The following is a 13,695-nucleotide window of genomic DNA, read 5'->3' on the forward strand; positions in this document are numbered from 1 at the left end:
ATTATTGAACCCACAACCGGGAACTGGCCTGGATTGTTGGGTTCAATTTTAATTATTAATCAATGTCCTGCCGGGGGGCGGTCCTGGGCCGCCCCTGGCACCGCCCTGCCCGGGCCGGAGGCGTCATGTCCGCACTGCGATCGGCCCTGGGGGCGCTCCGCCCCACCCGGCCCGAACTCGTCCTCTTCGGCTTGGTGTGGCTGAAGTTCCTGGTGTTCTACTCCGCGATCTTCAGCGTGGACCACCTGGACTTCTCGCTGGGCATCCTGAACCGCGAGATCTTCCGGTCCCTCCTCCGCCCCGCCTACTACTCCCTGGTCATCCTCCTCCTGCTGTCCCTGCTCAACGCCTTCCCGCAGCGGCGGCGCACCGCGGCCTTCTGCGCGCTGAGCGTCCTCCTCACGTCGCTCCTGCTGGCGGACCTCTGGTACTACCGGGCCTTCCGGGCCTTCCCCTCCCTGGGCATCCTCTCGGCGGCGGGGGGCATCTCCCTGCCCCTGGACCACATCACGCCCTTCATCCAGGGGTGGGACCTGCTCCTCCTGGCGGACCTGGCCCTCCTCTACCTCCTGCGCCGCCAGATCCCGGCCTGGGGCCCGGGGCGCTTCGGGCGCCTGGCCCTCCAGTCCGGAACCTTCGGCGGCCTCTTCCTGCTGGTGCCGGTGCTGGGCGGGGGCGTCCTGGGCTCCGGAAGCGCCAGGGAGCCCCTGACCCTGGCCAAGCCCGTGGACCTCGCGGTCCTCGTCACGCCCCTGGGGTACCACGCCCTGGACCTCGTGGCCTACCTGGAAAAGGGGAGTGCCTTCCTGGACCTGTCCCGCACGGAGCGCGACCGCATCGGAGGCTGGCTCCGGGGGAACCGCGAGGGCAGGTCTCCGGGACCGCTCCGGGGGAGCCTCAAGGGGCGGAACCTGCTCCTCATCCAGGTGGAATCCCTCGAGTCCTTCGTCCTGGGCCAGACCGCGGGCGGCGTGCCCGTGACCCCCACCCTGGACGCCCTGCGGCGCCGGGGGCTCTCCTTCACCCGGTTCCACGAGCAGGTGAACCTGGGCATGAGCTCGGACGCCGACCTCATGACCAACGCCTCCGTGTACCCCGTGCGCCGGGAGGCCACCTTCGCCTCCTACCCCCTGGCGAGCCTGCCCTCCCTGCCCCGGCTGCTGGCCGCGCGGGGCTACGCCACCCTCTCCATCCACCCGGACCCCGGGTCCTTCTGGAACGTCCGGCAGGGCCACGTGAACCTCGGGTTCGAGCGGATCCTCGATTCCGGCTCCTTCGACTGCAGCGAGTCCTTCGGCATGGGCCTGGCCGACGCCTCCTTCCTGGCCCAGGCCACGCCCCTCGTCCGCGGCCTGAAGGAGCCCTTCTACGCCTTCCTGGTCACGCTCTCCAGTCACGAGCCCTTCAATCTCCCGGACTACCTGCGGGAACTCCCCCTGGACCCCGCGCTGGACCAGGGCCCCATGGGGGGCTACCTCCAGAGCATCCACTACACCGACAAGCACCTGGGCATCTTCCTGAAGCGCCTGGAGGAAAGCGGGCTCCTGGACCGCACGGTGGTGGTGGTCACCGGCGACCACCAGGGCGTGCACAGGTACTATGAAAAGGAGCTGCTCCGGTCGCCCCTGGCCCAGCCCTGGTGGGGCGCCCGGGACCACCGCATCCCCTTCATCATCGCCGCCAAGGGTCTTGAGCCGAAGGAGCTCGACATCCCGGGCGGCCAGGTCGACATCATGCCCACCCTCCTGGACCTGCTGGGCGTCGACCCCGGGGAATGGGGCGGCCGCATGATGGGCCGGAACCTCCTGAACACCGCCCGCGGCCAGATCGTGCTGGCCGACGGCACCCTGCGCGGCTCGGCGTCCCCGAAGGAGGCCGCGCACTGCAGGGAGGGCCTGGAGGTGGCGGACCTGATCATCCGCGGCAACTACTTCCACGGCGACCCGGTGGCCCTGGAGGCCAAGGCGCGGGATTAGGGGTTTCCCGCCCGGCTAGTGGACCGTGCTCCCGGCGTTGAAGAGCGGGATGTACACCGCCAGCAGCAGCCCCAGCACCGTCACGCCCATGAAGAGGATGAGGATCGGCCCGATGAGCGCCGTCACGGCCGTTGTGGCCTTCTCCACTTCCTGGTCGAAGAAGTCCGACACGTGGTTGAGCATCTCCGGCAGGGCCGAGGACTGCTCGCCCACCCGGGTCATCTCCACGGCCAGGGGGTCCAGGAGCTGCGACTGCTCCAGGGCGGTGTGCAGGGACGAACCGGCCCGCACCAGCTCGGTGACGTTGCGCAGGCGCTTTTTCATGCGCTCGCTGGGGGTGGTGCGCTGGATCACTTCCAGGGCCTGCAGCGCGGGCATGCCGCCCGAGAGGAGCACGCCCAGGGTGCGCGTGAAGACGGAGGAGTGGTACATGCGGTAGAGCGTGCCGAGCTTGGGCAGGGACAGGAGGATCCGCTCCCAGACCTGCCTGCCGGCCGGGGTCGTGAACATCCAGCGGATGAAGACGGCCAGCACGGCCAGCAGAACCAGCTGGAAGTAGATGGTGCGGCGCACGAACTCGCCGATGTCCAGGAGCCACTGGGTGGCCTGGGGCATCTCGATGCCGCTGCCCTGGTAGATCTCCGCGAACCGGGGGAGCACCACGTTGAAGATCACGGCCAGGGCGATGATGAGCACGCCCACCAGGAAGCAGGGGTAGAACAGGGCCTCCATGATGCGCCGGCGGCTGTTCTGGGCGAAGGACTGGAAGGCCAGCCACCGCGCGATGACCTCGGGCAGGGTCCCGCTGCGCTCGCCGGCGACCACGTTGGCGCGGTACACCGCCGGGAAGGTGCCCACCTGCTCCATGGACTCGGAGAAGGACATGCCCTCCTTGAGCAGCTCCACCACGCGCTCCAGGGAGCTGCGCAGCAGCGCGTCCTTGCCGTGGCCCACCAGCAGCTCCAGGGACTGCAGCAGGGGGATGCCGGCCTTGAGCAGGGCCAGCAGCTCCTGGTTGAAGAGGATCAGGGTCTCGGCCTTGAGGGTCTTCTGGCTCTGGAAGGCGCCCATGGTGCGGCGCACGTCCATGGGGAAGTTCCCCTCGGCCATGACCTTGGCCTTCACCTCGGCGGCGTCGCCGCCCTCGAAGTCCCTCACGAGGATCTCGCCGGCGGATGTTGTGAACTTCACGGTGAATCGCATGGGCAGCTCTGAGAAAGGATAGCCGCTAATGGGCCGCGGCCGGAACCGCTACACTGGCTGTACGTTCATTACGGGAGGCCGCGTGATCCTCAGGACCGCCATCATCGCCCTCGGCTGCGCCGCGCTTCAAGGCCAAGCTCCCCTCCGGGTGGGTGAATCGGTTCCTGGAATGCTCGACCTCAGGGATGCCGCGGCGGCCGACTGGGTTCCTGGCGATTCGCGGGATCCCGCCCAGGTCCAGGCGAAGATCGAGGCCTGGTCCGCCCGGGTCGCCCCCCTCCTGGGGAGGCCGGCCGTCCGGATCCTCCTGCCCCGGGGCCCCGGGCGCGTCCCGCTGCTCCTGGCCGCCAGCCAGGCCCTGAAGGCCCAGGCTCCCGCCGTGGTCCTCTACCTGGGCTTCGATCCCGGGGGGGAGCCCCTGTGGGACGAGGCCGCCTGGGGCGCGGTGCAGGGCGGCGCGCTCCTGGCCGAGGACCTGGGGCCCGACCCCGCGGCCTGGCCCGGCCTCCTGGCGCGGGCCCAGGAACTCATGCCCGGGCGGCCCTGGACCCTCTGGCTCCCCTCCGATCCCGGACCGCGCCTGGGGCAGCTCCTGGGGGACGGGGGCCGGCTCGTGATCCCCCCCGGCGGACCCGGGGCCGGGCTGGAGATCCCGGCCGGGTTCACGGACGTGGAGGGCGGCGCGGGCACCCTCCTCCTGCGCAACCCCAGGACGGGCTCCGAGCGCCGCTGGCGGTTCGTCCAGGGCGCCTGGGCCGTGGTGGAGGCCCCCCGGGACCGCCACGAGGTGCAGGTCACCGCCCGGGACGCCTACGATGTGGGCGCGCTCCTGGCCAGGGTCCGGGCCGAGCGGCTGCGGGAGACCCTGGCGGTGCGCACCCTGGAGGCCGACCTCGCCGTGGACCTCCATATCCAGGCCTCCCAGGGCCCGGGCTCGGACCTGGGCTTCCGGTTCCGGTCGTTCCAGGCCGCGGGCGAGCCCGAGGAGACGCTCCAGAAGGAGGTGCTCCTCAACGGGGTGAAGGCCAAGCTCAAGGGCGGCCTCCAGCTGCCCATCGTGGAGAGCCGCACCAGCCTGGCGCCGCCGGCGGCGCTGACCTTGACGGAGCGGTACCGCTACCGGGACGGCGGCGAGGCCGGCGCCGGCCGGCGGCGGATCCTCTTCGAGCCCGCGGACGGGGACGCCACCCTCCACGAGGGGTCCCTGCTGGTGGAGGAGGCCTCGGGGCGCATCCTGGAGGAGCGCTCCTCCCGCTCGGGCCTGCCGGGCATGGTGAAGTCCGAGACCCGGACCCTCACCTACGGCGAGGCGGCCCCGGGCATCTGGCGCCTGGAGAAGGCCGTCATCTTCGAGCGCTGGGTGGGCGGCGGAGGCGTCACCCAGGCCCGGCGCACCCTGGCCTATTCCGGCTTCACGGTGAACGGCCCGGGGTTCGCCGAGCATCGGCTCGAGGCCCGCAGGTCGGACGGAACCATGCTGCGGAGCACCCCGGACGGCCTCCGGTACCTCAGCCGCCAGAAGGACGGGACCCGGAAGGCCGAGGAGAAGCCCCGGACCTCGGGGCGCCTCATCGGCGGCCTTCTCCTCTTCGACCCCACCCTGCCCCTGCCGGTGATCCCCCTGCCCGCCCTCGCCTACTTCGACTTCGACGCCTTCGGCAAGGGGATCCAGGTTTCCGGGCTCACCGCGGGAATCTTCAACACCGGGCAGATCTCGGTCCCCAACGTGGGCGCGGGGTTCGACTTCGCCGCCAGCACCGCCTTCAGCCTCCTCTCCGGCACCGAGCGCCCCGTGCGCAAAGGGCATCTGGTGGACCGCGAGGGCGTGGGGCGCAGGACGGGCAACCTCCTCCTCTCCGTGGGCCACGACCTGGGCTGGGGCTTCCGGCTCCAGGGGCGCATGGACCTCCGCCACGACCACTACTCCAGGCCGCGGGAGGGCAAGTACTGGACCGAGGGCTTCGTCCTGCCTCCCTCGGGGTGGAACCGCGAGACCACGGGCGAACTCAGCTGGCTGCGCAGCGGCTTCCAGCTCAAGGGCTACTATGGCGAGGGACGGCGGCCCGAGGGCGTCTACGGGCTGCCGGGTTCCCTCCGGGAATTGAAGGGGCCCTACGCGCGGTGGGGAGGGTCCGCGGGCTACGACCATGAGCTTGGCCGCGGTTCCTGGCTGCACGGCGAGGCGGGCTTCGCCGGGGGCCGCAGTTTCGACCGCTTCCAGGCCCTGGACGTGGGCGGCACCGGGGGGAGCGTGCGCATCGCCGGCATCCGGAACAACGCCATCGCCGCGGACCGGCTCACCTACGCCAAGGCCGCGCTGGTGCTCCCGTCCGGGCCCAGCCTGCGCGTCACTCTCGGCCTGGACCACGCCTGGCTGCGCAGCCTGGACGACCAGCGGACCTACCAGGTCACCGGCCTTGCCATCGCGGGGGACCTCCCCGGCTTCTGGTGGTTCACCGCCGTGCGCGTGGACCTGGGCGTGGGGCTTCTCAGCACCCTCCCAGGCGTCCGCTCATGCAACGGGTTCGTGGGCTTTTTCAGGGTCTTTTGAGGCCAGCGGGCCCAGGTCCCTGGAATGCTCGAGCAGGTCCAGGGCCCGGCGGTTCAGGAGCAGCACCGGGGCCCGGTCCCGGAGCCGGCGGGAGCGGGAGGCCTCGGTGGGGATCTCCACGGCCCCCTCGGCCCGGGCCGCCAGCTCCCCGCGCCAGAAGTGCCTGGGTTCCAGGAGGAGGGCCACCGGTTCGGCGCGGGAGAGCGCTTCCCGCACCGCCCGGGCGTCGGCCACCTCGGGCAGGACACGGCCGAAGGTGAGGCTGGCGTAGCCCACCTGGGTCTCCTCCAGGCGGCCCTGGAGCACGCGCGCGCCCTGGTCCTCCAGCTTCTTGGCCTCCAGGTACGGCTCCAGGATGGGGTTCCACTCCCGGTCCAGGTGCGGCACCGCCTGCACCATGAAGAGGAGGAGCGTGGCTACCCACTGGGCCAGGGTCCAGCGCAGGGCCGCCTCCAGCCTGCCCCGGGCCGCCAGGGTCCAGGAGACCGCGCCCAGCGCCAGGGGCGGGAGGCTCAGGGCCAGGGCCTCCGTCCAGGCCATGCCCACCCGCGCCACCACGAACCAGGGCAGGCCCGCGCCGAGCACCAGGGCCAGGAAGAGGGTGATCCATAGCGCGGCCCGCGCCACGCCGTCCGGACCGCGGAGGAAGACGCGGTCCAGCCACAGGCCCGTGTTGAGGAAGGACAGGGGCAGCACGGGCAGGAGGTACACCATGCGCTTTTCCGAGGACACCGTGAGCAGGACCAGGGTCGCGGCGAGCACGGCGGGGATGCCCCAGGCCCGCACCCCCCGCCAGCCGCGGGGAACCAGGGCCGCGCACCACAGCGCCAGCCACGGCAGGAGGTTGCCCGGGGTCCGCTCCAGGTAGAACAGCGCGGACTCCCGGTGCTCGTCCAGGCGGCCCGTTCGCGGCACCAGACCCGCCCGCTCCAGGAAGCGGCCCAGGGTGTTTCGCATGAACACCTCCGTGAGGCACTCCCGTCCGCCCCGCAGGGCCAGCGGCAGTACCCAGGCCAGAGCCAGGGCCAGGCCCGCGGCCATGCCCCACCCGGGGCGGAGGAATCCGGGGGCGGCGCCGCGGTCCAGGGCCAGCAGGGCCGCCAGGGCCCACAGCGCCATCACCGGGCCGATGACGCCCTTGGCCAGGAACAGCGGTCCGAGGCTGGCCCAGAAGAGGTCAACCCAGAGCCGGCGCCCGGGCTCGGCCAGGGCCAGGAGCGCCAGGCCCAGGGTCGCCGTCAGGGCCGCCGTGAGGGTCATGTCCACCACCGCCTGGTGGCCCATGCGGAAGAACAGCACGTGGGTCGCGGCCAGGAGCCCCCCCACAGCCCGGCCCGGCAGGACTGCAGCCTGCATCCCACCCAGGTGATCCAGGCCACGGTGGCCATGGCCATGAAGGCGCTGGGGAGCCGCAGGGCCCAGGGCTCGAAGGTGCCGGCCAGGCGGGTGGCGGCCACGCCCATCAGGTAGTGGAGGGGCGGCTTCTCCAGGTAGGGCTGGCCGCCCAGGGTCGGAACGACCCAGTCCCCCCCGGTGGCCATCTCATGGATGATGCCGCCGACGTAAGGTTCATGATAATCCCAAAGCGCATGGTTATTCAGGCCCACCAGGAAGAGGGCCGCGGCAACGAGGAACGCCAAGGCTGTTGCGTTATAAACACCGGTCTTACCCCAAATGCGGGCAAGCGGATCCCGGGGACCCGGCAGGGGACGAAAGGACATCCCGTAATATTAATGATTTATTTCAGTTCCGCAAGGCCTTCAGGCGTAGAAGCCCCGGGCGTGCATGGCCTGGCTCACGCGGTCCAGGGCCAGGATGTAGGCGCCGATGCGGGGGTTCGTCTTGAACTTGTCGGTGGTGGCGAACACGGCCTGGAAGGCGTGGGTCATGTATTCCACCAGGCGCTCGTTGACCTCCCGCTCGCGCCAGTAGAAGCCCAGGCGGTTCTGCACCCACTCGAAGTAGCTCACGGTCACGCCGCCGACGTTGGCCAGGATGTCGGGCACCACCAGGACGCCGTTGTCCAGGAGGATGGGATCGGCCTCGGGGGAGGTGGGGCCGTTGGCGCCCTCCACCACGACCTTGGCCCGCACCTTGGCGGCGTTGTCCTCGGTGATCTGGTTCTCGGTGGCCGCCGGCACCAGGATGTCCACGGCCATGGTGAGCAGGTCCTTGGCGTCCATGGGCTCGGCGCCCTTGAAGCCCACCACCGTCTTGTGCTCGGCGTGGTACTTGAGGAGGGCGTGGGTGTCGATGCCGCGGTCGTTGCGGATGGCGCCCTTGAGGTCCGATACCGCCACCATGCGCGCGCCGGCCTCGTGCAGGAGCCTTGCCGCCTGCGAGCCCACGTTGCCGAAGCCCTGCACGGCCAGCGTGGCCCCGGCCAGGGGCTTGCCCAGGCGCTGCATGGCCTCGCGGGCGGAGATGAGGATGCCGCGGCCCGTGGCCTCGGTGCGCCCGAGGCTGCCGCCCAGGGAGATCGGCTTGCCGGTCACCACGGCGTTCTCGGTCTTGCGGGTGTGCATGGTGTACGTGTCGAGGACCCAGGCCATGACCTGGCTGTTGGTGCCCATGTCGATGCCGGGCACGTCCCGGTCGGGGCCCAGCAGGTCCATGATCTCGGCGATGTAGCGCCGGGTGAGCCGCTCGAGCTCGCCGTCGCTCATCTTCGTGGGATCGCAGATGACGCCGCCCTTGCCGCCGCCGAAGGGCACGTCGACCACCGCGGTCTTCCAGGTGTTCCACGCGGCGCCGGCCTTGATCTCGTCCAGCGTGATGCGCGGGTCGTAGCGGATGCCGCCCTTGGCGGGGCCGCGCGCGACGTTGTGCTGCACGCGGTAGCCCGTGAACACCTCCCAGCCCCCGTCGTCCATGTGCACGGGGCAGCTGACGATGATCGAGCGGATGGGAGCGATGAACACCTTGAAGAGCGCCTCTTCGAGGCCGTAGAGCTCGGCCGCGACGCGCAGACGCGACTGCATGGCGTCGAATGCGCTGTGTTGATTGAGCATGGCTCACCCCTCCCGGTGTTCGGTGTTCGGAATGGAGGGATGCACTTCGGGCGGGAGCTCCAGCTCCCGGGCTTCCTTCCACAGGCCTTCAAGATTGTAGAAGCCCCGCGTGTCCTCATCCATGACGTGGACGATGATGTCGCCGTAGTCCAGGAGGATCCAGTTGCCGTTCTGCTCGCCCTCGCGGGACAGGGGGCGGGTGCCGATGGCCTTCAGCTGCTCTTCCACCGCGTCGGCGATGGCGCGGTTCTGGCGGTCGCTGGACCCGGACATGAACGCGAAGGTGTCGGTGAAGCTGGCGATCCCGGTGACGTCGAAAAGGCGGATCCGGAAGGCTTTCTTGGAGCGGGCAGCTTCCACCACACTCGCGAGCCGAGGCTCTAGGGTCATTCGTTCTCCCAAACAGACATTACGGTACTGGTTTTCCCGGCAAATGACAGCCAGAACTTGCGGCGGAATTTCGGGGGGCGCCCCCCCGCGGGCCAGCTCCCCCCGGAGCTCGGTGGAAGCCAGCTCCAGCGCGGTTCCGGGCAGCTCGACCACCTCTCCCGGAGATCCGGACCAGCGGGCCCGAAACCGGTCCCGCAGGAGGTCCGGCACGGCGGAGCCCTCGAAGCCCGGACGGGGCGACACGGCCAGGGAGGCCAGCTCCAGGATGCGCTCCGGCCGCTTCCAGCCCTGGAAGCCGGCCAGCTGGTCGCTTCCCATGACCAGGATCCAGGCGGTGCCGGGCTCCCTCCCGGCCAGGGCCTCCAGGGTGTCCACCGTGAAGCTGGGGCCGCCCCGGTCCACCTCCAGGGTCTCCACCGGGTAGGGCAGGTCGCGGAGCAGGCGCAGGCGCATGGCCCCGTCCAGGGCCGGACGGGGCTTGTGGGGGGGGATGGCGGTGGGGACCAGGCGCAGCTCGTCCAGGTCCAGGGCCGGTATTGCGAGGTCCGCGAGCTTCAGGTGTCCGGCGTGGGGAGGGTTGAAGGTGCCTCCCAGGAGCCCCACCCGCCTCATGCGCCCGAAGCCCCCAGAAGGGCCGTGCCGAGCTTGTACACCAGGGGCCGGATGCCCTCGCCGGTGACGCCGGAGATGAGGATCGGCTCCTGCCCCCGGGCCCTGCAGAGGGCCTCGAAGCGGGTGCGCCGGTCGTCGTCCTGCAGGGCGTCCAGCTTGGTGCCCACCAGCCAGCAGGGCTTGGAGGCCAGCACTGGGGAGAAGGCCTTGAGCTCGCCCTCGATGATGCGGATGGCCTCCTCGGGCTCCAGCACGGGGTCCGAGAGGTCCACCAGGTGCAGCAGCATGCGGGTGCGCTCCACGTGGCGCAGGAACTGCACGCCCAGGCCCGCGCCGCCCGCGGCGCCCTCGATGAGGCCGGGGATGTCGGCGATGACGAAGCTGTTGACCTCGTCCACCGTGACGACGCCCAGCTGGGGCTCGAGGGTGGTGAAGGGGTAGTTGGCGATCTTGGGGCGGGCCGCGGACACGCGGCTCACCAGGGTGGACTTGCCGGCGTTGGGCAGGCCCGCCAGGCCCACGTCGGCGATGAGCTTGAGCTCCAGGTCGATGTCGCGGATCTCGCCGTCCTCGCCGGGCTGGGCGTGGCGGGGGGTGCGGTTGGTGGAGCTCTTGAAGTTGTTGTTGCCCAGGCCCCCGCGGCCGCCCCGGGCCACGGTGACGACCTCCCCGTGGCTGAGCAGCTCGGCCATCATCTCACCGCTGAGGGCGTCCTTGATGACGGTGCCCAGCGGCACGTCCAGGACGATGTCGGCCCCGTCGGTGCCCGAGCAGAGCCCGCCGGCGCCGTTGCCGCCGCGCTCGGCCAGGAAGTTGCGCTGGTTGCGGTAGGGATTGAGCGTGTTGAGGGCCTTGTTGGCCCGGATGCTGATGGACCCGCCCAGACCGCCGTTGCCGCCGTCGGGGCCGCCCAGTTCGGCGAACTTCTCCCGGCGGAAGGAGGATGCCCCGGCGCCGCCGTGGCCGGCTTCCAGGTGCAGCGTCAGATGGTCAAGGAACATGGTTTTGCCTGAAAGACGATGAGCGCACAGCCCCGATTCTCAAGGCCGCGCGCTCACCGGAATGGAGCCTGGGATCAGGCCTCGACGGGGTCGATGTGGATGAAGCGGCCGTGCTGGCCCTTGTCCTGGAAGCGGACCTTGCCCTCGATCTTGGCGAAGAGGGTATGGTCGGTGCCCATGCCCACGTTGACGCCCATCTTGAAGCGGGTGCCGCGCTGGCGGACGATGATGGAGCCGGCGGTGACCAGCTGGCCCCCGAAGGCCTTCACGCCGAGGCGCTGAGCATTGGAATCGCGGCCGTTGCGGCTGGAACCTACACCTTTTTTATGTGCCATGACAAAACCTCTCTTCTCTTACCGGGCCTAAGCCTGGATGCCCTTGATGCGAACTTCCGTGTACCCCTGGCGGTGGCCCTTGGTGCGCTGGTAGGTCGTGGTGCGCTTCTTCTTGAAGATGAGAACCTTCTTGGCGCGGTCGTGGCAGATGACCTCCGCCGAGACGGTGGCGCCTTCGAGGGTGGGCTTGCCCACCTTCAGCTCGCCGTCGTTGTCCACCAGGAGGACGCGATCGAAGATCACGGCTTCCTTGAGGTCCTTTTCGAGCAGTTCCACGCGGAGGATGTCCCCCTCGGAAACCCGATACTGCTTGCCACCGGTCTGGATCACTGCGTACATGACGTCCTCGCAAAGGAGGCTTGGGCGGTGCCAGGTAAAGTCGGCACACTTGGGGAGCCCAAGACAAGGCCCAATAGAATGTCATCCATTCCCTTGAATCGCAAGGGAAAAATCACTTCATGAAGCCCCGCTTGCGCATGAGGGCGTCCGTGTTGACGTCCCGGCCGCGGAAATTCCGGAAGGCGTCGGCGGGGTCCACGGTGTTGCCCACGGACAGGACGGTGGCCTTGAGGCGGGCCGCCACGGCGGGGTCCCAGGGCCCCTTGCCCTCCAGGAAGGCCTCCCAGGCGTCGGCGGTGAGGGCGTCGGCCCAGAGGTAGGCGTAGTACCCGGCGGAATACCCGTCCGACGAGAAGATGTGGTTGAACTGGGTGGGCCGGTGGCGCATGACGATCTCCTCCGGCATGCCCAGCCTGGCCAGCTCCTCCTTCTCGAACTTCGCGGGATCGACGGGCCCGGCCCCGGCCAGGTGGAACTTCATGTCGATGACGGCCGAGGCCAGGAATTCCATGGTCTGGAAGCCCTCGTTGAACTTGGCGGCCTTCTTGATGCGGTCGACCAGCTCCTGGGGGATGGGCTTGCCGGTCCTGTAATGGACCGCGTAGGTGTTGAGGATCTCCGGGGTCAGGAAGAAGTGCTCGTTGATCTGGGAGGGGAACTCCACGAAGTCCCGGACGGTGTTGGAGCCGGCCACGCTGGGGTAGGTGGCGTTGCTCAGCATGCCGTGGAGGGCGTGGCCGAACTCGTGGAACATCGTCTGGGCGTCGTCGAAGGAGATGAGGACGGGCTCGCCGGGGGCGCCCTTGGTGAAGTTGGAGTTGTTGCTGACGATGGGGGTGATCTCTCCGTCGTAGCGCTGCTGGGTGCGGTACTCGTTCATCCAGGCGCCGGAGGACTTCCCGGCCCGGGCGAAGGGATCGAAGTACCAGAGCGCCACGTGGGCGCCCTTGGCGTCCTTGACCTCCCACACCTTCACGTCGGGATGCTGCACGGGCAGGCCCTGCACGGGGCTGAAGTACAGCCCGTAGCACTTGCCCGCGGCCCAGAACATGCCTTCGCGAAGCTTGTCGAGCTGCATGTAGGGCTGCACCTCGTTTAGGTCGAGGTCGTACTTGGCCTTGCGCAGCTTCTCCGCGTAGAAGCGGTAGTCCCAGGCGGCCAGCTTGAACGTCCCGCCCTCCTTGGCGATGATGGCCTGCATCTCGGCCACGTCGGCCTTCACCTGGGCCACGCCGGGCTTCCACACGGCCTCCATGAGGGCCACGGCCCGCTCGGGGGTCTTGGCCATGCTCAGCTCCACGGACCAGTGGGCGTGGCTCTTGTAGCCCAGGAGCCGGGCGCGCTCGTAGCGCAGCTGGAGGATGCGGGTGATGGCGGCCTTGTTGTCCCGGGCGTCGTTGTTGTCCCCGCGGTTCACGTAGGTGCGCCAGACCTTCTCGCGTAGCGCGCGGTCCTGGGCGTAGGCCAGGAAGGGCTCCATGGCCGAGCGGGTGTTGGCGACCACCCACTTGCCCTTGAGGCCCCGGGCCTCGGCGGCGCGGGCGGCGCCGGCCTTGTAGTCCGCGGAGAGCCCGGCCAGGCCGGCTTCCGAGTCGATGACGGTGAAGAGCCCGCTCTCCTCGGCCACCACGTTCTGGGCGAACCGGGTGTTGACGGTGGCCAGTTCCTGGTTGATCTCCTGGATGCGCTTCTTCTGCGCGGGGGTGAGCAGGGCGCCGGCGCGCACGAAGTTCGTGCGGCAGAGCCAGGTGAGCCGCTTCTGCTCGGGGGTGAGGGCGGCCTTGTCCAGGCCCGCGTACACCGCCTCGATGCGCTTGAAGAGACCGGCGTTCTGGGTGATCTCGTCGGCGAAGGCCGCCAGCTTGGGATTGGTCTCGGCCTCGATGCGGGGCACGTCGCCGGTCTTCAGGGTGCTGAAGTGGACGCCGGTGAGGATGTTGACCCGGTCCAGCATCCGGCTGGAGCGCTCCAGGGCCGCGATGGTGTTCTCGAAGGTGGGGGCGGCCGGATTGTCCACGATGGCCTTGATGGCCTTGCGCTGGTCGGCCATGGCCAGGTCGAAGGCGGCGGCGAAGTCCGCGGGGCGGACCTGGTCCCAGGGCGGCACGCCGCCGAAGGGGCCCGTCCAGGGGGCGGTGAGCGCTTTGAGGGTGGGGGTCATGGGCTGCTCCGGCCGAAGCGGCATGGCGGCCAGGGCCAGGATCGGCACGAGGCCCAGGGTGATGCGGTTGCGGGTGGACATGGGGCTCCTTGGCACAAGTGGGGACCCAATTCTAT

At 69.8% G+C, this 13,695-nt stretch carries 11 protein-coding genes; 2 read left to right on the forward strand and 9 right to left on the reverse strand.

What is annotated here, in order from left to right:
- Positions 1-125 precede the first annotated feature (125 nt).
- Positions 126-1,976 (forward strand): LTA synthase family protein, encoded by a 1,851-nt coding sequence (locus tag ACZ5MC_RS22215; protein ID WP_306598095.1) that lies wholly within the window; start codon positions 126-128, stop codon positions 1,974-1,976.
- Positions 1,977-1,991: 15 nt separating this feature from the next.
- Here ACZ5MC_RS22215 and ACZ5MC_RS22220 read toward each other — a convergent pair whose 3' ends face one another.
- On the reverse strand, positions 1,992-3,179 hold the full coding sequence (locus tag ACZ5MC_RS22220) for a type II secretion system F family protein (RefSeq protein WP_306598096.1): 1,188 nt from the start codon (positions 3,177-3,179) through the stop codon (positions 1,992-1,994).
- 82 nt (positions 3,180-3,261) lie between these two features.
- On the opposite strand from ACZ5MC_RS22220, the gene ACZ5MC_RS22225 reads away from it, so the two are divergent.
- Positions 3,262-5,730 carry a hypothetical protein gene (locus ACZ5MC_RS22225; RefSeq protein ID WP_306598097.1) on the forward strand — a complete coding sequence of 823 codons (2,469 nt, stop codon included), beginning with the start codon at positions 3,262-3,264 and terminating at the stop codon, positions 5,728-5,730.
- Here ACZ5MC_RS22225 and ACZ5MC_RS22230 read toward each other — a convergent pair.
- The 8 genes from ACZ5MC_RS22230 to ACZ5MC_RS22265 form a co-directional block, all read right to left on the reverse strand.
- Positions 5,692-7,086 (reverse strand): hypothetical protein, encoded by a 1,395-nt coding sequence (locus ACZ5MC_RS22230; protein ID WP_306598098.1) that lies wholly within the window; start codon positions 7,084-7,086, stop codon positions 5,692-5,694. The genes ACZ5MC_RS22225 and ACZ5MC_RS22230 overlap by 39 nt on opposite strands.
- Entirely contained in the window at positions 6,987-7,370 is a 384-nt protein-coding gene (locus ACZ5MC_RS22235) for an ArnT family glycosyltransferase (RefSeq protein ID WP_306598099.1), read from the reverse strand. Before ACZ5MC_RS22235 ends, ACZ5MC_RS22230 begins: the two co-directional genes overlap by 100 nt.
- Positions 7,371-7,490: 120 nt before the next feature.
- Complete coding sequence (locus tag ACZ5MC_RS22240) at positions 7,491-8,741, reverse strand: Glu/Leu/Phe/Val family dehydrogenase (protein ID WP_306598100.1); 1,251 nt, start codon at positions 8,739-8,741, stop codon at positions 7,491-7,493.
- Positions 8,742-8,744: 3 nt separating this feature from the next.
- Positions 8,745-9,743: a ribosome silencing factor gene (gene rsfS, locus ACZ5MC_RS22245; protein WP_306598101.1), complete on the reverse strand. Its 999-nt coding sequence runs from the start codon at positions 9,741-9,743 to the stop codon at positions 8,745-8,747.
- The gene (obgE, locus tag ACZ5MC_RS22250; RefSeq protein WP_306598102.1) at positions 9,740-10,744 is read right to left on the reverse strand and encodes a GTPase ObgE; all 1,005 of its coding nucleotides are present in this window, start codon (positions 10,742-10,744) and stop codon (positions 9,740-9,742) included. The genes rsfS and obgE overlap by 4 nt, the downstream gene beginning before the upstream one ends.
- A gap of 74 nt (positions 10,745-10,818) precedes the next feature.
- Entirely contained in the window at positions 10,819-11,079 is a 261-nt protein-coding gene (gene rpmA, locus ACZ5MC_RS22255) for a 50S ribosomal protein L27 (protein ID WP_306598103.1), read from the reverse strand.
- A 27-nt stretch (positions 11,080-11,106) separates the two neighbouring features.
- A complete protein-coding gene (rplU, locus tag ACZ5MC_RS22260; RefSeq protein ID WP_306598104.1) occupies positions 11,107-11,418 on the reverse strand; it encodes a 50S ribosomal protein L21 in 312 nt (103 codons plus the stop codon).
- A gap of 112 nt (positions 11,419-11,530) precedes the next feature.
- Entirely contained in the window at positions 11,531-13,660 is a 2,130-nt protein-coding gene (locus tag ACZ5MC_RS22265; RefSeq protein ID WP_306598105.1) for a M3 family metallopeptidase, read from the reverse strand.
- Positions 13,661-13,695: the final 35 nt, after the last annotated feature.

The sequence above is a fragment of the Mesoterricola sp. JemC181 genome (assembly GCF_055384585.1).

Bases quoted from the DNA above. Each gene is read 5' to 3' on its own strand.
- ACZ5MC_RS22215 (WP_306598095.1), top strand. From the start codon at position 126: ATGTCCGCACTGCGATCGGCCCTGGGGGCGCTCCGCCCCACCCGGCCC.
- ACZ5MC_RS22265 (WP_306598105.1), bottom strand. From the start codon at position 13,660: ATGTCCACCCGCAACCGCATCACCCTGGGCCTCGTGCCGATCCTGGCC.
- ACZ5MC_RS22220 (WP_306598096.1), bottom strand. From the start codon at position 3,179: ATGCGATTCACCGTGAAGTTCACAACATCCGCCGGCGAGATCCTCGTG.
- ACZ5MC_RS22230 (WP_306598098.1), bottom strand. From the start codon at position 7,086: ATGCAGGCTGCAGTCCTGCCGGGCCGGGCTGTGGGGGGGCTCCTGGCC.
- rsfS (WP_306598101.1), bottom strand. From the start codon at position 9,743: ATGAGGCGGGTGGGGCTCCTGGGAGGCACCTTCAACCCTCCCCACGCC.
- rplU (WP_306598104.1), bottom strand. From the start codon at position 11,418: ATGTACGCAGTGATCCAGACCGGTGGCAAGCAGTATCGGGTTTCCGAG.
- rpmA (WP_306598103.1), bottom strand. From the start codon at position 11,079: ATGGCACATAAAAAAGGTGTAGGTTCCAGCCGCAACGGCCGCGATTCC.
- ACZ5MC_RS22240 (WP_306598100.1), bottom strand. From the start codon at position 8,741: ATGCTCAATCAACACAGCGCATTCGACGCCATGCAGTCGCGTCTGCGC.
- obgE (WP_306598102.1), bottom strand. From the start codon at position 10,744: ATGTTCCTTGACCATCTGACGCTGCACCTGGAAGCCGGCCACGGCGGC.